Annotated in this window: 22 protein-coding genes; 9 read left to right on the top strand and 13 right to left on the bottom strand. The window is 61.5% G+C overall.

Translation table 11 applies throughout. From position 1 onward, the window contains the following. Positions 1-4: 4 nt before the first annotated feature. Together AC1DW2_RS33430 and AC1DW2_RS33425 are read right to left on the bottom strand one after the other, a co-directional pair. Complete coding sequence (locus tag AC1DW2_RS33430) at positions 5-1,153, bottom strand: mandelate racemase/muconate lactonizing enzyme family protein (RefSeq protein WP_477008077.1); 1,149 nt, start codon at positions 1,151-1,153, stop codon at positions 5-7. A gap of 119 nt (positions 1,154-1,272) precedes the next feature. Then, a complete protein-coding gene (locus AC1DW2_RS33425) occupies positions 1,273-2,580 on the bottom strand; it encodes an MFS transporter (RefSeq protein WP_477008076.1) in 1,308 nt (435 codons plus the stop codon). A 301-nt stretch (positions 2,581-2,881) separates the two neighbouring features. Between AC1DW2_RS33425 and AC1DW2_RS33420 the strand changes: the two genes are divergently transcribed. After that, complete coding sequence (locus AC1DW2_RS33420; protein WP_477008075.1) at positions 2,882-3,487, top strand: glutathione S-transferase family protein; 606 nt, start codon at positions 2,882-2,884, stop codon at positions 3,485-3,487. 8 nt (positions 3,488-3,495) lie between these two features. On the opposite strand, the gene AC1DW2_RS33415 is transcribed toward AC1DW2_RS33420, so the two are convergent. Next, positions 3,496-4,440, bottom strand: coding sequence for a LysR substrate-binding domain-containing protein (locus AC1DW2_RS33415; RefSeq protein WP_477008074.1), 945 nt, complete (start codon positions 4,438-4,440; stop codon positions 3,496-3,498). A gap of 105 nt (positions 4,441-4,545) precedes the next feature. Beyond that, positions 4,546-4,698, bottom strand: coding sequence for a hypothetical protein (locus AC1DW2_RS33410; RefSeq protein ID WP_477008073.1), 153 nt, complete (start codon positions 4,696-4,698; stop codon positions 4,546-4,548). Here AC1DW2_RS33410 and AC1DW2_RS33405 point away from each other — a divergent pair. Both AC1DW2_RS33405 and AC1DW2_RS33400 read left to right on the top strand, forming a co-directional pair. After that, positions 4,697-5,443, top strand: coding sequence for a TSUP family transporter (locus AC1DW2_RS33405; RefSeq protein WP_477008072.1), 747 nt, complete (start codon positions 4,697-4,699; stop codon positions 5,441-5,443). The genes AC1DW2_RS33410 and AC1DW2_RS33405 overlap by 2 nt on opposite strands. Before the next feature lie 51 nt (positions 5,444-5,494). After that, positions 5,495-6,385 carry a LysR family transcriptional regulator gene (locus tag AC1DW2_RS33400; RefSeq protein WP_477008071.1) on the top strand — a complete coding sequence of 297 codons (891 nt, stop codon included), beginning with the start codon at positions 5,495-5,497 and terminating at the stop codon, positions 6,383-6,385. A 129-nt stretch (positions 6,386-6,514) separates the two neighbouring features. Here the strand turns inward: AC1DW2_RS33400 and AC1DW2_RS33395 are convergent, their stop codons facing one another. Continuing rightward, entirely contained in the window at positions 6,515-7,003 is a 489-nt protein-coding gene (locus tag AC1DW2_RS33395) for a cupin domain-containing protein (RefSeq protein WP_477008070.1), read from the bottom strand. Between the two features lie 393 nt (positions 7,004-7,396). Between AC1DW2_RS33395 and AC1DW2_RS33390 the strand changes: the two genes are divergently transcribed. Both AC1DW2_RS33390 and AC1DW2_RS33385 read left to right on the top strand, forming a co-directional pair. Beyond that, a complete protein-coding gene (locus AC1DW2_RS33390; protein ID WP_477008069.1) occupies positions 7,397-7,816 on the top strand; it encodes a VOC family protein in 420 nt (139 codons plus the stop codon). Positions 7,817-8,000: 184 nt separating this feature from the next. Continuing rightward, positions 8,001-8,891, top strand: a complete 891-nt coding sequence (locus AC1DW2_RS33385) for a LysR family transcriptional regulator (RefSeq protein ID WP_477008068.1) — start codon at positions 8,001-8,003, stop codon at positions 8,889-8,891. 141 nt (positions 8,892-9,032) lie between these two features. Here the strand turns inward: AC1DW2_RS33385 and AC1DW2_RS33380 are convergent, their stop codons facing one another. Continuing rightward, positions 9,033-9,971: an RNA polymerase factor sigma-32 gene (locus tag AC1DW2_RS33380; protein ID WP_477008126.1), complete on the bottom strand. Its 939-nt coding sequence runs from the start codon at positions 9,969-9,971 to the stop codon at positions 9,033-9,035. Between the two features lie 260 nt (positions 9,972-10,231). Beyond that, positions 10,232-11,731 carry a CoA-acylating methylmalonate-semialdehyde dehydrogenase gene (locus tag AC1DW2_RS33375; protein WP_477008067.1) on the bottom strand — a complete coding sequence of 500 codons (1,500 nt, stop codon included), beginning with the start codon at positions 11,729-11,731 and terminating at the stop codon, positions 10,232-10,234. 103 nt (positions 11,732-11,834) lie between these two features. On the opposite strand from AC1DW2_RS33375, the gene AC1DW2_RS33370 reads away from it, so the two are divergent. The 4 genes from AC1DW2_RS33370 to AC1DW2_RS33355 all read left to right on the top strand — a co-directional run bounded on the left by AC1DW2_RS33370 (position 11,835) and on the right by AC1DW2_RS33355 (position 14,880). After that, positions 11,835-12,722 carry a LysR family transcriptional regulator gene (locus AC1DW2_RS33370; RefSeq protein ID WP_477008066.1) on the top strand — a complete coding sequence of 296 codons (888 nt, stop codon included), beginning with the start codon at positions 11,835-11,837 and terminating at the stop codon, positions 12,720-12,722. A gap of 246 nt (positions 12,723-12,968) precedes the next feature. After that, positions 12,969-14,393, top strand: coding sequence for an MmgE/PrpD family protein (locus tag AC1DW2_RS33365; protein WP_477008065.1), 1,425 nt, complete (start codon positions 12,969-12,971; stop codon positions 14,391-14,393). Continuing rightward, a complete protein-coding gene (locus AC1DW2_RS33360; protein ID WP_477008125.1) occupies positions 14,377-14,649 on the top strand; it encodes a tautomerase family protein in 273 nt (90 codons plus the stop codon). The genes AC1DW2_RS33365 and AC1DW2_RS33360 overlap by 17 nt, the downstream gene beginning before the upstream one ends. 18 nt (positions 14,650-14,667) lie before the next feature. Beyond that, positions 14,668-14,880, top strand: a complete 213-nt coding sequence (locus AC1DW2_RS33355) for a tautomerase family protein (protein WP_477008064.1) — start codon at positions 14,668-14,670, stop codon at positions 14,878-14,880. A 142-nt stretch (positions 14,881-15,022) separates the two neighbouring features. Here AC1DW2_RS33355 and sdhA read toward each other — a convergent pair whose 3' ends face one another. The 6 genes from sdhA to AC1DW2_RS33325 all read right to left on the bottom strand — a co-directional run. Then, positions 15,023-16,819 carry a succinate dehydrogenase flavoprotein subunit gene (sdhA, locus tag AC1DW2_RS33350; protein WP_477008124.1) on the bottom strand — a complete coding sequence of 599 codons (1,797 nt, stop codon included), beginning with the start codon at positions 16,817-16,819 and terminating at the stop codon, positions 15,023-15,025. 268 nt (positions 16,820-17,087) lie between these two features. Continuing rightward, a complete protein-coding gene (locus AC1DW2_RS33345) occupies positions 17,088-18,053 on the bottom strand; it encodes an efflux RND transporter periplasmic adaptor subunit (RefSeq protein ID WP_477008063.1) in 966 nt (321 codons plus the stop codon). Between the two features lie 8 nt (positions 18,054-18,061). Continuing rightward, the gene (locus tag AC1DW2_RS33340) at positions 18,062-18,265 is read right to left on the bottom strand and encodes a DUF1656 domain-containing protein (RefSeq protein WP_477008062.1); all 204 of its coding nucleotides are present in this window, start codon (positions 18,263-18,265) and stop codon (positions 18,062-18,064) included. Next, positions 18,262-20,316: an FUSC family protein gene (locus tag AC1DW2_RS33335; RefSeq protein ID WP_477008061.1), complete on the bottom strand. Its 2,055-nt coding sequence runs from the start codon at positions 20,314-20,316 to the stop codon at positions 18,262-18,264. Before AC1DW2_RS33335 ends, AC1DW2_RS33340 begins: the two co-directional genes overlap by 4 nt. Beyond that, entirely contained in the window at positions 20,313-21,575 is a 1,263-nt protein-coding gene (locus tag AC1DW2_RS33330; RefSeq protein WP_477008060.1) for a YbfB/YjiJ family MFS transporter, read from the bottom strand. Before AC1DW2_RS33330 ends, AC1DW2_RS33335 begins: the two co-directional genes overlap by 4 nt. A 121-nt stretch (positions 21,576-21,696) precedes the next feature. Then, positions 21,697-22,021, bottom strand: a 325-nt coding sequence (locus AC1DW2_RS33325) for a hypothetical protein (RefSeq protein WP_477008059.1), incomplete at its 5' end; no start/stop codon positions are given.

Below are 22,021 nucleotides of genomic sequence, written 5' to 3'. Positions count from 1 at the left end.
GATCCTAGTTGGACGAACGATACTCTGCCCGATTCAATAGCCAGCCAGCACTCGCTTTGAGGTCCGGCTCGACCCCCAGCCCCGGGCCGTTAGGCATCGGAAACATTCCGTCCTTGACCCGGGGGAACGGCTGGCCGAGCACCTCTCTCAGCGGATTTTCCATAACGTCATGTTCCAGCATGCCGGGACCACCAACCGCCGCCAGAACCTGAGCGGCCGCCAACAGACCTATTCCGCTGCCCAACCAGTGCGGACAGTAGGAGTGTCCCTTCATCACGGCTTTTCGGCCAACGGCATAGGCGCCGGTGACACCGCCCCATTTGAGCATGTCAGGTTGCACGACGCCGTGGTGTCCCCTTTCGATCAGCCCCGCAAAGGCATCATAACCCATGACATTCTCTCCGCCCGCAAGCGGGACTGGCGACAAAAGCGCAAGCTCCGCCCATTCGGAAGCTGGGCGGTCCGCCGCAATGGGCTCTTCGATCCAGCCCAGCCCATACTCGCCGAGACGGCGAACCGACCGACGCGCCTCGACCAGATCCCATCCCTGATTGGCATCAACCATCAGTCGCTCGCCATCGCGAAGGTCGCGGGCAAGACCGGACACGACCCGGGTATCAATCTCCGACCCAAATGCAACCTTGACCTTGAAAGCCCGGAAGCCCGCTTCGCGGCAGCGCACGACGGTATCCTTAGCGGTGTCGGGATTGAGGCCGCTGGCATAGGCAGGAATTGAGTCCACCGTTGCCTTGCCGTGCAGCATCGACCGGAGCGTCTTGTTCTCGCGGCGCGCTGCAAGGTCCCACAACGCCAGATCAAGCCCACCAATGCATGCGGCAAAGGGGCCAGGTTCAGCGCTCTGGATTGCCCATCGGTGCACGCGCGCGGACAGCGCGTGCCATGCATCGGAAGGATCGAGATAGCTCCCGGACAGTGCCGCTGGGCAAATCACGGTCTCGAGCAGCCGCATTTTATTGTCAGCGCTGAAGGGTGGGAAATTGCACCAGATTTCGCCCCAACCGTGAGCTCCGTCCTTGTCTTCGACACGCAGCAGTAACGCGCTGCGGCGCGGAATACTGCCGAACGAGGTTTTGACCGGCTCCTGCACTTCGGCTCGAAAGAGAAACGCCTCGATACGCGCGATCTTGATCATGATGGTCCTTTTAGAAAAGCGAGCTCAGGCGGCCACCCTCACGACGCACGGTTGCGTACGACGACGTACAGCCAACCTTGCCGAACTCTGACGGCCGATACCTTTGCGGAATCCTTCACCTATGCCTGCTTCAGACTCGAACTCGCCTTTCGTTCAGTCACGAAGCGCGCATTCACTACGATCGGCGTGACCACGGCACCAAGCAATGTGAGGACCGCAAGGAAATAAAGACCTGCCTCGAAACTCTGCGTCGAGTCTCTGATCCAGCCGATTACGTACGGTCCGGCAAAACCGCCGAGATTTCCGATCGCATTGATGAGTGCAATACCCGCAGCCGCGGTTCGCCCCGCAAGGAACGTCGAGGGAAGGGGCCAAAATGGCGGCTTCGCTCCGTAAATTCCGATCGCAGCCACCGCCATGAACGCAACTGCCATCAGCGAGCCGTGGAGAAGGCCTGCCACGAGCAAGCCGGCCGCGGTCATCGTAAGTGCAACGAACAGCGTCCAGCGTCTCTCGTTGTACCTGTCCGATATGTAACCGAATCCCAGGATACCGAGCGTTCCAAAAACGTACGGAATGGAGGTTGTGAATCCGGTCTGCATGTCGGTCAGGCCCAGCCCCTTCAGGATCTGTGGCAGGAAAAATGCCAGTCCGAGGTTGGCGGTCGTGTTGGCAAACCAGATGAACGCCAGAGCCAGCACGCGACTGTCCGAAAGCGCCTGGAAGACGGTCAATCCATGGGCCTGCGTAACGGCGTGGTCATCGTCGTCGATCGCACTTTGCAGAGCTGTACGCTCCTCAGGGCTCAACCATTTTGCGTCTCGGGGCTTGTCCGGCATGACGGCGAGGAAGACGAAGCCGAACAGGACAGTGGGGATACCCTCGAGCAGGAACAGCCACTGCCAGCCCTTTAAGCCGGCAAAACCGTGCATGCCGAGAATTGCTGTTGAGATCGGACCTCCGATCGCGAGCGACACCGGCACAGCAACGATAAAGAGAGCCACGATGCGCGCACGATAGGCCTGCGGAAACCAATATGTCAGGTACAGAATGACGCCCGGAAAAAAGCCGGCCTCTGCCGCTCCGAGCAGGAAACGAATAACGACGAAGCTGGTTGGTCCCTGCACCAGCGCCATGGCGGCCGAAATGATGCCCCATGAGATCATGATGCGCGAGATCCACCGTCTCGCACCGATCCGCGCCAGGGCAAGATTACTGGGAATCTCGAAGATGAAATAGCTCAGGAAGAAGACCCCGGCACCAAGGCCGAAGATGTACGGAGAGATGCCGACATCCGCGTTCATCTTAAGCGCGGCAAACCCGACATTGATCCGGTCGATATAGGCCAGCACGTACCCCACAAACAGCATGGGCATCAGCCGAATCGAGACCTTCTTGATAGTAGCTCCCGAAACCGCGTTTGACATGCTCACTCCCGATCGCCCCGCTGTTGCAGGATTTCGTGCCGAAACGTGTCCGGCTTCCCCTTCTGCGGAGCGGCACCAATGAGAGCCGGGCGACCAGGCGCGGCGCGATCGATCCGCAACGCTGCGAAGACGCGACTAGCATCCGCGCGTCCACATGAACTTACAGCGACGTTGTAGGCGCTCGGGTAATGAATCTTTTCGATACCGGTATCTAGTCTTTCAATTACGTGCGGTCTTGCTCCCGCGCATTCTGGATGCGATGAGCGACGTCGACTAAGAACGCTCGCTCGGTAGCCCGCGAATGATGATTCTGCGCATTTCCGCCACGTCGCCCTACGCCCGCAAAGTCCGGATCGCCATCTCTGTACTGGAGCTCGACCAGCAGTTCGAGATCAGCATGGCCGACACTTACGATCCCAACGACGCGATAAGGTCGCAGAATCCGCTCGGGAAAGTGCCTAGCCTCCTGCTGGAAGATAGCCGGGCATTGTACGATTCACTGGTCATTCTCGAATATCTTAACGAGCTGGCCGGCGGCAACGCGATCATCCCAAGCGGCGGCGAGCGCATCGACGTGTTGCATTCGCACGCTCTCGCATCTGGCCTCACGGACGCAGCCTTGCTTCAAGTTTACGAACGTCGATGGCGGAAGCCGGAAATGCTGAGCGAACCGTGGCTTGAACATCAGGCCGGAAAAGTTAATCGGGCTCTCGATCTTTTTGAAGCTACGCCGATAGAGTGGCGCGACCGTCCCCATATCGGCGCAATTGCTCTTGCGGCCGGTCTTGGCTTTCTCGATCTCAGATTCGACGGAAACTGGCGTGAGAGCCGGCCAAAACTGGTTAGCTGGCTGGAGGCTTTTTCCAGCGCCGTGCCCGCCTATGTGGCTACTGCGTTCAAGGGGTGATTTCGGCGCTAAGCCGTCTCGCCCGAATTTGCGGCTCTTCGCCTCGCACGGTCATCCGCAGCCTCCTGCGCGATACTCTCGTCCCGCAGCCACTTCCTGAATATCTGTAGGCTTGCATCGTGTTCCCTCGCCGGCCGGCGGATCAAATACCAAGCTTCGATCTTTGGTATGGACAGCGAAAAAGGCGCCACAAGCCGCCCTGCAGCGAGATCTGCCTCAACGTACGCACTCATCGCCAGTACAGCGCCAAGGCCGTCCACCGCAGCCTGAAGCGCAAGGCCGTAATGGTCGAAAACCGGCCCTGGCGTCAGCCGCGCGAACGTCTCTTCCGGCAACCCCGCGGCTATCCACCAACGTGACCAATCCTTAGGGGCATGCCGGACACGCAGCAGAGAGACGTTCGCCAGATCGGCCGGCCGGCGGAGGCGACGCGCTACGTCGGGTGAACACACCAATACAAGGTCCATAGTGAATAAGCGGTCGGCTATGAACCCTGGCCACGGATCCTGTCCAAGCCGTACCGCACATGTCCACTCCTCGTTGAATGGCGCCACGGCGCCACCAGTTGCTATCCGAATTTCGATATGAGGATGGGCCGCGGCAAACCGGCCCAGCCTCGGGATCAGCCACCTTGTGGCGAGCGTAGGGCCGATCCCAACCGTCAGAACGTTGGTCTTCCGTCCGCGCGCTTTCGTCTCCTGCATCAGGTGCTCGATTCGAGAAAATGTCGCGCCGAGTTCGGGCGCCAATGATGAGCCGGCCTCGGTCAGCTCTAGTTTGTTGCGCTGACGTTCGAACAACTGGATGCCGAGGTGCTCCTCCAAAATCCGGACGAACCGGCTGACGGCGGCCTGGGACACGCCGAGCTCGCTGGCTGCCGCGGTGAAGCTGACATGGCGCGCGGAAGCCTCAAACGCACGCAGGGCGTTCAAGGGTGGCAACGAACGAGACATCCATACCACCGGGTCGCTGAGAAGCTCGAAGTCAAAGCGGAAGTGTGAGCGAACGAAAAGATGCTCTGCCCCATACCATGGATTTGAGGCCTAGGTCAGGTTGGTCTACTTCGCCTTTACCAGGGGCTGAAATGCAAGGATCTCGTCATTTTTGCTGGAAATTTCGGCTCCGCCGGTACGCTGGGCCAGTTTTTTTAGGCCAAGCCCCAGCTTTCTCTGTTTGCGCCACCGACCCTCCCTGGGCCAGATGAGCGCCATGTCAGCCCTCGCAACTTTAAGCTTGGCGGCCCTAATGGTCGCTACGGCGTTCCTTTCGGGTATCTTTGGGATGGCCGGGGGCCTCATCCTGATAGGCGTTCTGCTGGCCATCATGCCGGTTCCTGCAGCGATGGCGCTGCATGCAGTGACGCAAATGGCGTCGAACGGATGGCGAGCTCTGCTGTGGCGCCGCCACGTGGTTTGGCGGCAGCTTGGCTACTACTCGCTCGGTTGCGTCGTTGCCCTGATCATCTGGTCGGTCATTTTCTTCGTGCCCGGCAAACCCGTCGCACTGCTTTGCCTCGGCGTGACGCCTTTCATCGCCAGACTCTTGCCTAAGGGCCTGCAACCTGATCCCGAGAAGCCGCTACACGGTGCCTCATACGGTCTTGTCTGCATGTCCCTGATGTTGCTGACCGGTGTGACGGGGCCGCTGCTGGACACATTCTTCCTCGGCTCAAAGACCAATGATCGACGTGGGATCGTTGCGACGAAGGCGACGGCCCAAGTATTGGCGCACGGCTTCAAGCTCGCATATTTCGGTGGCCTTGCCGCGGGCGTGTCAGGTCTTGATCCGAAGTTGCTCGTCTATGCGATCATTGCATCGATAGCGGGCACCACGCTGGCTCGACGCGTCTTGGAATCCCTTAGCGATACTCAGTTCCGGCTCTGGGCGAATCGACTGATCACAGGAGTTGCCGCTTGGTACCTTCTGCAAGGAGGCTGGCTTTTCATCACCCGGTAAGGGATGGCGGAGCGCTCGCGACCTCGATATCAAATACGGCTGCACCCGGACATGGATGTCGGCGACCTGAAAGCGTTTGAGGCTGTTGCCCGACTCGGGAGCATGAACCGTGCTGCCGCGGAGCTGAACACCGTTCAGAGCAACATCACGACGAAAATCCGCAACCTCGAATTTGAATTGAAAGTTCGGCTGTTCCAGCGCAGCGCCCGCGGCGTCGAACTTACGCCGGCCGGTCGGCGTCTCTTGCCGTTCCCGCCCCGTCTCGGAAAGCTGCTGTCGGATGCCAAAGCTGCGGCGCGCGACGACGGACCGCCAACAGGACAATTGAGGATAGGAGCCCTTGAAACAACTGCGGCGCTTCGATTGCCACATGTTCTCGCCAGCTTCGCCCGGTCCTATCCCACCGTGAAACTTGCACTTACAACCGGGACGACATGCAGTCTGATCTCTGACGTTATCGATGGCCGACTGGATGGGGCGCTGGTGAATGGCCCGGTCGAGCGCGGCGAACTGGATCATGTTCCGATGTTCCGCGAAGAACTCGCGTTGGTGACGCCGGCATCAATCCGTTCACTCGACGATCTCGCATCCATACATATTCTCCAGACTGTCGTTTTCGGTCCGGGGTGCGTTTACAGGAATAGGCTGAACCGCTTTTTGGCCGATCGAGGGCTGTCGGCGGCCTTAGAACTCGAATTCGGCTCGATCGACGCGATCATCGGCTGCATCGAAGCAGGTGTCGGGCTATCGCTCCTGCCGGTCGGCGTTCTAGACCGTGCCAACCGTGATGGCTCCATCACAATCCTTCGGCTGCCGCCGGAGCAGGCCATTGCCCAGACCGAATTCATCCATAGACGGGACACTTATCTTTCCACCGCCATGTCCGCGTTCATCCAATTGATGCGCGACTACAACTCCGTCCGTCTCGACGCCGCCGAGTAGTCCGCCATGGTAGAGCCGAGCACTTCGACCAGCAAATTACCGGCACCGGTACGACCTTGGCGAGCTCTCCAATGCCGCATCCCACCCGATCTTCGTAAGCAGGGCCGGTCACACCGGTCCGACGGCACCTCATCTTAGAATTGTCGTTTTCGCCCCTTTTTCAGCAAGATCAATTACGAGCAATCTTAGCGGCGTCCTGCCGGGGTTGTCGCCTTCGTGCCATTGATTGACCGACTCCAGTACGAACTGTCCTTCGCCATATGTTTCGGCCTTGCCGCTCTCCAGATTCCGGACCCTCAGCGTGCCCGACAGCACATACCCCATGCGGGGAAACGGATGGAGATGGGCTGGCAACGCCACGCCGGGTGGTATCTCGAAGATCGATACATCGACGTGTCCGGATTTGTTCGGAAAAACGATGGGCTGACCGGCCGAATTGACATCGGCTGACAGGACCTTCTCGACGGATACCCGCAGCGGTTCCGATGATCCGATCTCTTCTTTGCCGGCGAGCCGAAGAGGATGCCGGGAGGATGCATGGCTGTTTCGGCCTACGACGGCGAACCCGAGCACGGTCGCGGCAACCAGAGTAGTCAACATGAGCTTGGATTTGGACACTGAGCACCCGGTGATCTAGCAAGCTTGATCAGTCATTAGTTGCGCCGCGTCTTGCTCGGCAAAAGGCAGCAACTCTCACACTTGTTCACGCATCGGTGAGCGCGACCCGGACCACGACAACGACGCGTACCGATCCTGATTAGCCGGACTACAGCACACGCCCGAGCCTTATCCATAGATCGTCTAAATAGCGATCCGTTGCATGACAGATCGCAGAATTGTTGCGCGCGGCAGTCCTGCGAGGTCGATTACCGCCGGCGGCTGAAACACACTCTTTCGTATCTCGACACAGTGATCGGGTTGATAGCTGCTATACGGTCCGTAGGTTGTTTTGATGGACGGAAATGCAAATCGCCGGGTGCCGTCGGAAGGGCGTTAATACGGAGAGATGCAGTGACGGAAGTGGTTCGGCCAAGAACGCTTGGCATCGATCATGTCGGTCTGGCGGTCCGGGACCTCGCGTTGTCCCGACGGTTCTTCTGCGAGTGTCTTGGATGGTCGGTCGTCGGAGACTTGCCCGCCTATCCGGCAAGCTTCGTCAGCGACGGGCATGCCGTGTTGACGCTCTGGCAGGTCAAGGATCCGGAGCGAGCGATCACGTTCGACCGTCGCCAGAACGTCGGTCTGCATCACCTTGCGTTGAGGGTCGAGAGCCTGCAGGAGTTGGAAGCGCTGCACTCACATCTGCAGCGGTGGCCGGACGTGACCACGGAGTTTGGCCCGGAGCAATCCGGCAAAGGACCGAAAATTCACTTTATGATCCGCGAACCGTCGGGCATTCGATTGGAGTTCACTTACGATCCGCGGCGCTAGTGTCTTTCCATCTGAAAGCCTGGGTCGACAGCGTTCGGTGAGGATGGCGCGTGACGGAGCTATCTTTAGCGCCGATTGCGGTATCTCGCATCACGATAGGTGGTTGACGTCTATACGATTTGCAGATTGTCCGTTCCGTGCTTAAATTCGGATTTGCCGGGGGTGACTCTGACAGGAGTTCGCGATGGATGCTGGCGACCTGAAGGTGTTCGAAGCAGTTGCGCGCCTGGGCAGTATGAACCGGGCGGCGATCGAGCTGAATACGGTGCAATCAAACGTCACCGCGAAGATCCGAAACCTCGAGCTGGAATTGGGAGTTCAGTTGTTTCAGCGTCTGGCCCGCGGCGTGCAGCTCACGCCTGCCGGCCGGCGAATCCTTCCTTTCCCTGTCAAGATCTCCAAGCTGCTCTCTGATACGAAGGCCGCAGCGCGGGATGACGGCATGCCGAACGGACAACTCGAAATCGGCACACTCGAGACGACGGCCGCGCTGCGGTTGCCAACGGTGCTCGCGAATTTCGCCCGCACGTACCCCCAGGTGCGATTGGTGCTCACGACTGGGACGACCTGCAGCCTGATCGCGGATGTGCTGGAGTGCCGGCTGGACTCTGCCTTCGTCGCAGGCCCGGTCGATCATCCCGATCTCCAGCACATTCCGGTTTTTCGCGAGGAATTGGTCCTGGTCACGCCAAGATCAGTGTGCTCGCTGGACGAGCTCGGCGAGATCGAGCACCTGCAGACCATTGTATTCCGGATCGGCTGTTCCTACAGGCAACGGCTGGAGTCGTTTCTCGCCCAGCGGGGGCTTCTGGTGAGCCAGCCGCTGGAACTCGGCTCAATCGACGCCATCCTCGGATGCATTGCTGCTGGCGTCGGGATTTCCCTGCTGCCAAAGGGTGTCGTTGCCGCTGCCTGGCGTGATGGTCGCGTCTCCATCCATGAGCTTCCCGCCCGCGAGGCGACGGCCCAGACCGAGTTCATCCGCCGCAGCGATACCTATCTGTCGAGCGCGATGTCGGCCTTCATGCAATCCGTAACATCAGACGGCTTTCCGAAGCTCCAGGCCGCAGAATAGTACGCGCGGAAACAGTCCGGCCTCTGCGGCGCCGAGCAGGCCACGCTCGGCAATGAAGCTTGCTCGCCTTCCTTCAGGAGAGCGGCCACGCTGGATAGCCGCGCTCCACCGGGCGACGCAAGGCTCCGATCGGTGCTCCGATCATCCGGCCGCGTCCAGCTCGGCCGAAAGCGGCCTCGCGCCCTCCTTCCGCTTCAATTTCGCTTTGGCTGCGCGCCTCACCTTCTCGAAAGCGGACTTCTCGATCTGCCGCACCCGCTCGCCAGAAATGGCCAGTTCACGCCCCAACTGTTCGAGGCTGAGGGGCTCATCGGCGAGCCGGCGGGCCTCGAATACGCGGCGCTCGCGCTCGCTGAGCACGTCCAGGGCCCCGTAAAGTGCCTTCGCGCGCTGAGCATTTTCATCGTGTTCGGCAATGATCGCCTCGGCGTTCGGCGAACCGTCGATCAGGATGGCCTCCCACTCGATCGCCTCCCGGTCGCCGGAAGGCGGCATGTTCAGGGACAAATCGCCATTGAGACGGGAATTCATCTCGGTCACCTCGCGCGGGGTGACCTCGAGTTCGTGCGCGACCGCTTCCGCCATCTCCGGCGTGAGCGGCATCGTCCCGCCGGCGAATTTCCTCATCTCTCGCCGCAGGCCAAAGAACAGCTTTCTCTGGTTGTGGGTCGTCCCGATCCTGACCAGAGACCATGAGCGCAGGATGTAGTCGTGGATTTTGGCCCTGATCCACCACAGCGCATAGGTCGAGAACCGCGAGCCGTGGTTCGGCTCGAAGTGCGAGGCGGCAATGACGAGCCCGAGATTGGCTTCCGCGACGAGATCCGCGAGCGGCAGACCGTATCCGCGATAGCGGCGCGCCGTCTTTGCCGCAAGCCGCAGATGGCTGGTAACCAGCATGTCGGTTGCGCGCTGGTCTCGGTGCTGCTGCCAGCGCGTCGCGAGTTGCTGTTCCTGCTCCTGCTCGAGCAAATCGAACCGCCTGATGGCCGAGGCGTATTCGCGCTCGTAGGCTTGCGATCGCGTAGCGTCGAGCGCGTTCCGGTCCTGCCGGATGACGGGCGTGGCGTAATCTAGCATGTGCTGCTCCGACGATTTGAAACTAGACGGGTGGGCGCCGAAAGCGCCGCCAAGCCGACACATTGAGCTTCAGGAGCCGGCGCACCCCGTCACGCACGAAGGGGAGCATCATGTTGAGCGCGATACACGCTGTCCAAACGGCTGAAAGGAACACTTCCGATCCTCCAGATCGACAAGCGCGCACGTTGATGCATGTGGGCGCTATCGGCGGCGAGTGATCGGAGGGCGCGCGGTTCTGCCCGCTCTCCGATCCACGAGTGTCAATTCATGGTCGGCATCACGAACTCCGCGCCGGCGCGAATTCCGGTCGGCCACCGGGTCGTGATGGTCTTGAGCTTGGTGTAGAACCGCACGCCCTCCGGGCCGTGCATGTTATGATCGCCGAACAGGGACGATTTCCACCCACCGAAGGAATGAAAGGCCATGGGGATCGGAATGGGCACGTTGACCCCGACCATGCCGACCTGAATCTGGTGGGCAAATTCCCTCGCGGCGTCGCCATCGCGTGTGAAAATCGCTGTGCCGTTTGCGAGCTCGTGGCTATTGATCAGCTCGGCGGCCTCGTCATAGGTCTTGGCACGCACGATCGCCAGAACCGGCCCGAATATCTCCTCACGGTAGATTTTCATGCTCCGGGTCACATCGTCGAACAGGGTGCCGCCGATAAAGTAGCCCGTTTCGCAGCCCTGACGCCTGAAGTCTCGACCGTCCACGACCAGCTTGGCGCCCTCAGCGACGCCCAAGTCGATATAGCTGCGGACCTTCTCCAGATGCTGCCTTGTCACGAGCGGCCCCATCTCGGCATCGGGATCCGTTCCGGGTCCGATGTTCAGTGCGCGGACCTTTGGCACCAACCTCTCGATCAGTCGCTCGGCAGTGTCATGCCCGACCGGAACAGCGACCGAGATCGCCATGCAGCGCTCACCCGCAGAACCGTAGGCTGCTCCCATCAAAGCGTCGACCACCTGATCCAGGTCCGCATCCGGCATCACGATCATGTGGTTCTTCGCTCCTCCGAGCGCCTGGCACCGCTTGCCGTACCGAGTTGCGGTCTCATGGATGTGGCGGGCGATCGGCGTCGATCCGACGAAGCTCACGGCCGAGACATCGGGGTGCGTAATGAGGGCTTCGACGACGTGCTTACCACCGTGAACGACGTTGAAAACGCCGTCGGGAAGTCCGGCCTCCTTCAACCAATCGGCCAGGATCAGCGAAGCCGATGGGTCCCGCTCCGACGGCTTGAGCACGAAGCTGTTGCCGCAAGCGAGCGCGACCGGGAACATCCACATCGGGACCATCGCTGGAAAGTTGAACGGCGTGATGCCCGCGACAACGCCGAGAGGCTGCCGCACAGCGTAGCTGTCGACCCGTGTGCCGACATTCTCGGTCACCTCGCCCTTCAGAAGTTGCGGAGCGGCTGTGGCAAATTCTACGACCTCCATGCCGCGCAGGATCTCGCCCCGCGCGTCCGAAAGGACCTTGCCGTGCTCGGCAGTAATGACCTCCGCGAGCTGATCGATTCTGTCTTCCAGGATCCGGAGGAAGCGATTGAGGACACGGGCGCGCCGAAGCGGCGTCGTGTTGGCCCAGGCGGGAAACGCCTTGCGCGCTGCGGCAACTGCGGCATCGACGTCCGCCACCGAAGCCAAGACCAGTGCACCTGTTTGCTCACCCGTAGCAGGATTGAATACGGGCGACGTACGGCAGCTTCCGTTTCCCAACCGCCTACCATCGATGAAGCCTGGAATTGTCACGGTCATGAACTCTTCTCCCTTGTCGGCGACCTTGATCCTCCCGATATCGTTCCTCTAGATTGCGCATCAACAAACGAAAGTGCGCCTCCGTTGTGCGGAAAGTAGAGCGATGGATTGGGAGCGGGTTCGGATATTTCTTGAGGTGGCGCGGGCGGGGCAGATCCTAAAAGCCTCGAAGCATTTGAAGCTCAACCACGCGACGGTGGCCCGTCAGCTCACGGCGCTGGAGAGCAGCCTGAACTCAACGCTGCTGGAGCGGCACACATCCGGCTGCACGCTAACGCCCGCGGGGGAGGCGCTGGTGAAGGCGGCGGAACGTGCGGAGAGCGAGTTTCTCAAGGTCGGCGCCAGCATCGGTGCCGGAGCCGAAGCCATAACCGGCACGGTTCGAGTCGGCGCGCCGGACGGCATCGGCAACTATTTCCTTGCGGAGCGGCTGGGTGAGTTGGCAGACCGTCATCCCGAACTTGTGATCCAGCTGGTGCCGCTGCCGCGCACATTTTCGCTGTCGCGCCGCGAGGCTGATGTCGCCATCACGCTCGAGCAGCCAAAGCACGGCAAGCTCATTTTGTCTAAACTTACCGACTACACCCTCAGTGTCTACGCAGCTCAGAACTACATCCTGCGCCAAGGCGCTATCACCCGTCAGGCCGATCTGGCGGGTCGGCTATTCGTTACCCACGTTGATGACTTCGTCTATAGTCCCGCACTGGACTACGCCACAGTCCTCGGACGTCTCATGTCACGTCGATACGAGTGCGGAAGCGTGATGGCGCAAATGGAGGCCGTTCGCAGCGGCCACGGCATCGGTATCCTGCATGACTATGCCGCCGTCCGCTTTCCGGAGTTGACGCGCGTGCTTCCCGACGTCCGCTTTGTCCGAAGCTACTGGATGACATCGCATCCCGATACGCACAAGACGCGTCGGGTTCAGGAAGTGCAGCGTTTCATCGCCAGCTCCGTCAAAGCGGCCAAATCCTCATTCGAGGCCCGCTAACCTATCGGCTTGCTCGCGCGAGACGACCAGATCGCTGCGTGCTATCACCGAACGAGATTGCCATCTTCTTTCATTTCGTTTGTCGCACACCCCGAGCAGACCTAATATCTCCAATAGAGGTCGGGTTTCCTTGCGAGATTCCCGCTGCTGACCGTGACCACGCATCGGTCTGTCGAATTAGGCACTCTCCACATCTGTCGTCGCCGGCCTCGCAAACCGAAAACCGTGGACAACGCAAGCACAAACATGCACGCCAAGAGCCCAGTGAAAACTCGAACTGTCGCTGCGATCGCCGCATTCGCTGGTCGCGCATCGAGCCGATCACTGAACGACGACGTTCGCAAGCTGCTCAAGCGCAACATCCTGGATAGCATCGGCTGCGCCATCGCCGCACTTCCCGCAGCACCCTTCGCGGCGCTTCGAGACCAATTCGACGAATACCGGTCCGACGGCACCTGCACGCTGATCGGCGGCGGCAGGACCGCTCCAGATCAGGCCGCGCTCTACAACTCCGCCCTCGTCCGCTACGTCGACCTCCTGGACAGCTACATGTCGCCGGGCGGTCTCTGCCATCCCAGTGATAATTTCGGCACCATTCTCGCCGCCGCGGAGCACGGCAGAGCCTCGGGCGAAGAGTTCTTGCTGGCGCTCGCGGTGGCCTACGAAATCCAGTGCCGCATCACAGCTGCGGTGCCCGTCATGGCCAGAGGCTTCAACCATGCGATCCAACTCGCCATATCGTGCGCGGCCGGAGCCGGCAAGCTGCTCGATCGGTCGAACGAACAGATTGCCAATGCGATCGCGATAGCAGCTGTCGACAATATCTCGCTTGCTTGCGTTCATGCCGAGCCGGTTTCACAGTGGAAGGGGTTCTCACCAGGCATGACGGGTATGCGAGCCATCTATGCTGCCTCGCTGGCAAAACGGGGCTTTGCCGGTCCAGCAGGCTTGTTCGAGGGCCCGAGCGGTCTTGCGCAGATGCTCGGCCAGAGCATCGATATCGATTGGTCGGATGATTCTTTGGAGGCCGTCAAATCGACAGTTCTGAAGCGATTCTGCGCGCTCATTCACGGGCAGCCGGTTCTGGAGGCGGTGCTCAGGCTGAAGCGCGAGCACCGATTGATGGCAAAAGACATCAAGAGCGTCCGCTGCGATGTGTTCCAAACAGGCTACGATATTGCAGGCGGCGGCGCTTTCGGATCGAAGAACGCCCCCCGCACCAAGGAGCAGGCGGACTACAATCTCAAATACCTCATCGCGGCTGCGATGCTCGATGATAAGGTCGGGCCAAACCAACTCGAGCCGGAGCGCATAGGCTCCGCCGATGCGCAGCTGCTGCTGCGGCGCGTCGAAATCCATCCTGACGACGACTTAACCGCAAGCTATCCCGACCATCTCAACGCGCGGATCACGATCGAAATGCGAGACGGGCGGACTTTTGCACGCGAACAGCTCGGCTACGAGGGCGGGCTCAGTCACCCGTTGTCGTGGAACAGGACCGTGGAGAAGTTCAACTGGCTGAGCGAGCCGTTCGCGGGCACCGACCTGAGGAATTCGATCGTCGAAGCCGTCGCGAGAATCGATGAGGATCCGATCAGTCGTTTGATGACATTGCTCGAGATGGTCAGCCCAAAGGCGGTGTTCCAGGCCAGCCATCCCGGCATCCAATAATGATCCCCGTGAAAGGAGAAAACAGATGTCGATGATCTCATGCGATATGCGGGCCGGTCGGAGCGACCAGCAGAAACGAGCGCTGTCCGCTGGGTTGCTCCGCGTCATAAGCGAGGCAACCGGCGAGCGTCGTGACGATATCTTCTTCGTAATCCGTGAAGGCAGCGGAATCAATTTCGTCGAGCACGGGCAGCACCTTCCCGAGTTCGTGGAGGGCGCGGCCAACGACAAGGAACTCATCGCAACGCTCAAGTGAGATCGGAGGACAAGAAAAATGCCGTTCATTCAGTGCCACATTCCAAGCGGCTTGACCAAGGCCCGCAAGTCGCGACTGGTTCGCGACATTGTCAAGGTGACCAACCAGTCCATTGGCTCTGATCCCAAGATCATCAACGTCCTGCTCGTTGAACACCCGCCGGAGAACATGAGCATATCGGGACGCATCCACGGCGAGGACGTCGGCGATCCGCCCCTCGTTGGCGCCTAGGGGCGCTGAGGTCCAGAATTGAGCGAGCGACAATGCCACGTCGGCATGTCGCTTGCTGCGTCGGCTTAAGCCATAACCGGATATCGACGAAGGTCAGATCATCGCTTATCGCGGCAGGCGATCGGAGTCGGCCGCGGGCTCCTTAGTAAACTCGCGCCTTCGGCGGGATCGATTCGATCTCGTTCGACAGCGTGTTCAGATGAACGGGCCGGTAGTCGATCGTAACCGCGCCGTCCTCGCCCATCCAGGCGAGCGTGTGCTTCAGCCAGTTCGCATCATCGCGCGCCGGGTAATCCTCCCGTGCGTGCGCACCACGGCTCTCCGTGCGGGCTACCGCCGAATGCAGGCTGACGGTTGCCTGCGTCATCATGTTGTCGAGCTCGAGGGCTTCTGCAAGATCGGTATTCCACGCCAGCGAATGGTCTGACAGGCCGAGGTCGTCGCGCAGGCCGGCGGCGAGGCGTTCGATGATCGTCACACCCTCGGCAAGGAGCGGTCCATCGCGAAACACGGCACAATGCCGCTGCATTGTCCGTTGCATCTCCAGCCGGAACTCACCGCACTTGCGTGGCCCTTTCGCCCAACGGATCTGGTCGAAGCGCCCGAGCGCCCGCTCTTCGCTGTCACGTCCAAGCGACGGATGCCGCTCGCCATGCCTGACATCGAGGACGGCTCTTTGTGCGGCTGCACGGCCGAACACGATAAGATCTATCAGCGAATTCGAGCCGAGCCGGTTTGCTCCGTGCACCGAGACGCAGGCTGCCTCCCCGATCGCCATGAGCCCGGGGACCGAAGCGTCTGGATCGCCTTTGCGCAGTGTGAGCGCTTCGGCATGAAGACTGGTCGGGATTCCGCCCATGTTGTAGTGCACCGTCGGCAATACGGGAATCGGCTCCCGCGTCAGGTCGACGCCCGCAAAGATACGCGCGGTCTCCATGATGCCGGGCAGCCGCTCCTCGAGAACCTCCCGCGGCAGATGCGAGAGCTGAAGCTCGATGTAGTCCTTGTTCGGGCCGCAGCCGCGGCCCTCCAGGATTTCAACCGTCATCGCCCGACAGACGACGTCGCGGCCGGCGAGATCCTTCGCGGTCGGCGCGTACCGCTCCATGAAGCGCTCGCCATCGCCATTGGTGAAATAGCCGCCCTCTCCACGGGCGCCCTCGGTAATCAGACAACCGGCGCCATAGATGCCAGTCGGATGGAACTGGGTGAATTCCATATCCTGCAGTGGCAGCCCGGCTCGTAGCGCCATCGCATTTCCGTCGCCGGTGCAGGTGTGGGCCGCCGTGCATGAGAAGTAGACACGACCGTAACCGCCCGTGGCGATCACCGTTCTATGCGCGCGGAAGCGATGCAGGGTGCCATCCTCCATGCACCAAGCCAGCAATCCCCGGCAGCTGCCGTCCGTGTCCATCAGGAGGTCGAGTGCTACGTATTCGACGAAGAACTCCGCGCTATGCTTGACGCACTGCTGGTAAAGCGTGTGCAGGATCGCAAGGCCGGTGCGGTCCGCGGCCGCGCAGGTGCGATGAGCCATCTGCTTGCCAAAGTGCAAGGTCTGACCGCCGAACGGACGCTGATAAATGCGATCACCCTCCGTGCGCGAAAAGGGCACGCCAAAATGCTCAAGCTCCAGCACGGCCGCGGGCGCCTCGCGACACATATATTCGATCGCATCCTGATCGCCGAGCCAGTCGGATCCCTTGACCGTATCGTAGAAGTGGAATCGCCAGTCGTCGCCGTCTCCCATGTTGTTGAGCGCCGCCGCGATGCCGCCCTGCGCCGCGGCGGTGTGGCTGCGGGTCGGGAACACCTTGGTGATGCAAGCAGTCCGTAGACCGGCCGAGACCATTCCCATGGTCGCTCGAAGACCGGCGCCCCCACCACCGAGGACCACGACATCATAGCTGTGCTCGATTATCTCATAGGCTTGGGTCATGCCGTCCTCCAACCTCGAAGATCCAGGCAAGCCGGGACGGGAGCGGACCTTGGCCGGAACTTGACGGTCGAGCCGCGTCACTAGCGATCCCAATGCCAAAGCAGGCAGCGCTTGTACGCTGGATCATTCGAGTCAGAAGGTAGGTTCTGCGGGGGTGCCGGCGGTAACGAATTATCCAGAGGCCGGGTATCGCCAGGACAGATCACAGCGGCCTGCAATCGCAAATAGGGCACGCGATTACCGACGGAAACAGGTTGCGGCGGAGTCCCTATTGCGTCGGGAGCCGCGGATCGACCTGGACGGTTGCCGTCATCCCGGCGACAAGCCGAACGTCGCCGGGCACCTGATCGATGCGAATGCGGACGGGCACGCGCTGAGCAAGCCGCACCCATGTGAAGATCGGATTGACGGCAGCAAGCCCCTGGCCGTCCGGCTGTGCGTTTGCCACGGTGATCCCTCGTGCGATGCCACCGACTTCGCCTCTGACGATCTGCTTGTAGCCCATCAGCTTGATCCGGACCGGATCCCCTTCGCGCATCCGGGCAAGCTGCGTCTCCTCGAAATAGGCATCCACCCAGAAGGAGTCGGCATTGACGAGCGAGATCACATTCTGCCCGATCCTGACATAGTCACCCTGCTGTGACAGTAGATTTGTGACCCATCCGTTCACTGGAGACCGGATCTCGGTGCGACCTAGATCAATCTTGGCTTGATCGCGCCTCGCCACGGCCTGCTGATACTGTGCATCTGCGGCGAGAGACTGGGCTTCGAAAGTCTGCCTGTCCTCGATGGTCTCCGCGAGATCGCTCAACTTGCGACGCCGCTCGGCCTGGCCCCGAGCATTCTCCGCGGTGGCCTTGGACTGGTCGACGGTCGCCTCGGCAAGTCGGAGCGCGAGTCGATAGTTGGTGGGGTCGATCACCATCAGCAAATCGCCCCTGTGCACAAACTGATTATCAACCGCGTGCAGCTCGACGATACGACCCGCGACCTCCGGCGCCAGTGTGACGACATAGGCGCGCACCGTGGCATCGCGCGTCCACGGCGCCTCCATGTACACATGCCACATCGCCGCGCTCAGGACGATTGCAAGCGCGGCCGCAATGGCCGTGATCGAGAGCGGAAGCAATCGGATCGCCGCCCCGCCCATGGCGCGGGTTGGCCGCCCCGCGGACCGGCCGGCACCGAACCCCGTGCCGTCGATATCTCTCGAAACAGTCTCGACATCGACCATTTGGGACCTCAGCGCCCGATCGTCAGCACGATCGACGACAGCGCGATCATGTAAACTGAAAAGACAAACAGCGACGGATGCCAGACATGGCGCAACAACCCCAAACGGACCGCGGCCCTGCTGAACAGAATGGTGATCAGCCAGGCTGCGAGCATCGACAACGATATCGGTGCAACGTACACGCCGAGCAGGTCTATTTCGGTATACTTCACCGCACCGCCCTCCCGTCGAAATAGGAGCGATGCTGGTCCCAGGCGTCACAGATGGTCAAAATCGCGCTGCGCGCCCGCCCGACCAGCGGGGCCTGCTCGCCGCCCACGGTGAGCGTCGCGAGACGGCGATCGACCTCGGCGAGCCCGGCGATCGTGGTTCCACCGTCTCCAGCGGCCAGATCGGCGAGCGCCAGGTCCAGGTCCGGACCGATGCCGAGCTGGGGCGCAATGCCGCGAAGAACGATCATCTCGCTTCCCACCGCGAGCGCCATGATGAGCAGCGCCCGCTGCCGGGGCTCAGACGCATCGGGCATCGCCTCCAGCCGGCCGTACGTTCGCCCTTCCCAATCGGCCAATGACAACCCGGCCCGGTTGCCGCAGGAGAGCTCGCGGAGATCGCGCAATGTCGATGCCAGTAGTCGCCGGGCTCGAAAGGCCGGCGACAAGGGCGGGAGCAGGCGGAACGACAGCGCCGCAACAGCGCATCCGGCAATGATCGCCAGCGCGGTGTTGTAGAATTGCATGGGGTCGTAGACCATCTGATTAGTGGGCGAGAGCACCTGCACGAAGGTGCCGGCCATCGCGGCAAACGTCGCCGCCGGCCATGTCAGCGCCATCAAGGCACCTGCCGGCACAAGATAGAGTCCAATCATCAGGTCGAAGCCGACGAAAGTCTCCACCTTCGGCAGTACCGCAAATGCGATTACCGCAGCACAGACCGCTGCGAGACTGATGCCGATCGTGAAGCCGAGCGAATCCACGTGGGCCCCGTCGGCCTTCGGCGCGAACAGCAGGACAACAATGGCTGCCCAGGCCAGCGCCCCCGCGCCGTTCGGCCATGCGCTGATGATCCAGAACCCCTCGACTGCAACGATAGTGACGAACGCACGCCCGGCATTGACGAAGGGCGGCAGCCAGTCGGTCACGTGCAATTTGCGATGCAGAGGACGAATGCGGCGATCAGCATGATAGGCCGACAACGAGGCGAGTCCGTCGAGGGCACGGGACACGCCGGCCAGCACCGCGATCGTCTGTTCGGCAAGCAAACGCAGCGAGGCTGTGGGAGCCCGCAGGGTCACCAGCGCATCGACCGACGCCGCATAAAGCCGACGCAATTTAAGCGGGTTGCTCGGCCACTGTTGCGGATCGTCCTGCTGCAGCACGAGCCTAAGCTCGACCGGCAGGCGGTCCAGCATGAACTCTGCTTCGGACCGGGCAACGCAGCCGGACGATCGCGCAAGGCGTGCCGCCAGCGTCCGGCAGCCAGCGAGCGATGCGAACAGTCCCTCGACGGCCGACCGCAATCGTGGCGAGACATAGCGAAGTCCCGGCGCCTCCCCGATCGCAACGTCGATCACATCATGAAGCCCCACGACTTTTCGGAGAAGCGCGGCCTGCGTGAGCTGCGTCTCCGCAAAATCCGGCCCGGTCGACGTCAGCGTGGCGTAAAACCGATTTGCGATCTCGGCCGACAAGTTCGCAAGCAGCACGGCGAGGCGGCGGCGGGCGTTGCCCAGATCGGTGCCGGCGAGAACGAGGCCGGCACAGACGATGCCGATCCAGATCTCGCTCATGCGGGTAACGGCGAGATTGAAGGCCGCTCCATTGGTGCCGCCGGTCGCACCGAGCTCATCGCTCGCGATGACCACGGCCGTGTAGCCTGCGAGCGCGGCGGCATAAGGTGCGGAGTTGCGCAGCAATGTCGACACAAAGCCACAAGCCGCTGACCACAGGGCCAACCCGATGAGAAAGGCTGCCCGATTCTGCGGGAAGCATCCGCTCAGGACCACCGCCGCTACCGCGCCGACCAGCGTGCCAACCATGCGGAGCCATCCCTTGCGCAGCGATGCGCCAAGATGCGGTTGGCAGACCAGCGCGGCGGACGTGCCGGCCCAGAACGAATTGTCGAGCTCAAGACGAAACGCGACAAAGAGTGCGAGACAGATGGCAAGCCACAAGCGAAGCCCGAACAGCAGCGACGGCGCGGCAGCCCGGGCGGCCGACACTGCTCTCGCCGCCAGATTCGACCACGCGCGGCGCCAATGATTCATTGGATCCTGTCCCGCACGCCGGGCCTCCCCGCTGATTCGCTCCGCCTGCGGTCGGTGTCGTCGACGAGGAGCGGCATGCGCTCGTTCACGTGGAGCGGTTCATCGACAGGAGGCTCCGGTGCGACGATCACGGCGGCGACGAGATCAATCGCAAGCGCGAGCAGGATGGCGGCAGTCCCGCCGAGAAAGAGCAGGCGATAATTGCCGCCGGTCTGCGCGAAGATGAAAGAGTCGGCATAGGCGGCCCCGGCCTGGAATAGTGCAAAGGCGACTGTCGCGGTGATCCAGGCTTGCCTCTGTTGAAGTGGCCGATGCGGCAGCAATTCATGGATGCGCCCGAGGACCAGCGGAACCGTCCCGGTGACGAATGCGCCGACGACGACACTGGAGGCAATCAGCCATGCCTCGCCCAACCCGAACGCCGGCACTGCGACGGCGCAGGCCTGCAGAAAGAGGGCCAAGCGCAGCGCCGGACCGAAGCCCGCACGGTCGGCGAGGTGGCCTGAGAGGACCGGACCGACGGTGGCGCCGATTCCGAACAAAACCCAGTAATCCGCGCCAACGTCCACGCCTTTGCCGAGTCCGCGCGCGACGAAATCAACAAGGAAGACCATGTGCGGCACCCAGCCGGCCGCGTTCAGCGCGTAGACGGCTTGAAGGGCCCGCAGCGCTCCGCTCCGGGGCGGATGCGCATGCTTCAAGGCCTTGGCGTGCTGCGTGTGCGCGGCCTCGGCCGGCCAGCCTCGCCATGCGACGACGGTCAGGAGCAGCGCCAGTGCCCCCAGGCCGAGCCACGTCTCGCGCAGGCCTTGTTGCAGGAGCAGTGGCACCAATGTGCCGGACGCCGCGACGCCCGCCCCCACGCCCATGAAAATGACGCCGCTTGCAACACCGCGGCGCGCGGCCGGCACGTGTGCAAGGACCGTGGGCGCGGCGAGCACCATCAGCGCGCCACCTGAAAAGCCGGACGCGAATCGCCAGATGAAAAACCAGACGAAGGAGAGCGGTAAGGCACAGGCGAAGAACGACGCCGCAGCAATCAGCATCATCCCCCTGAGAGCCGCAGCTATCGGCACACGCGATGACAATGGCCTGCCGAGCAACGCACCGGCGAGATAGCCGGCCAAGTTCGCGGCGCCGAGATAAGCCGCAGCCGAAGCCTGAAACCAATGCGCGTCCACAACGGCCGGCAGCAGCGGCGTGTAGGCGAAACGGGCAAGCCCTATCCCAACCAGGCTCGCACAGAACGCCGAAATCACGGCCGGCCAGGCCCTTGTAGGAGGAAGGTCCGCCCCTTTCCTGCTACCCTGCGCAGCGACGCTTGCCATCGTTGTCCCTCACGTATCGGATACGAAGGGAGATAGGCACCGGTCACAGTCTTCAAATTGAAAAGAGCAGATAGGGATTATCTCGAAATGGGATATCGAGTGGCAAGCCTGCTAGGCGCCATTCATCCGGAAAGGGCGCCTGATTACAGCAGAATGGGCCAATCTCATTTTGGTTCTGGTTCGCTGCAATCGAATTGGTAGAGGCACTCTGTTCAAGGCTCTCGCCGAATCTTGGAAGAGCCCGCCAGGGACTTTGGGTCCGCACCAGGTTCGATTCCCGTCGGGACAACTGTCGCGACGGAGCGGCATTGGCATGGCCGCTACTGGGCGCCTGCTGAAATTTTTCTACCTGGTAATAGCGCGGCCATCTGCTGGTA

Source organism: Bradyrhizobium sp. P3_C3 (assembly GCF_056402655.1).
The sequence above is the reverse complement of the archived record's forward strand: the minus strand, read 5'-3'. Positions and strand labels throughout refer to the sequence as shown.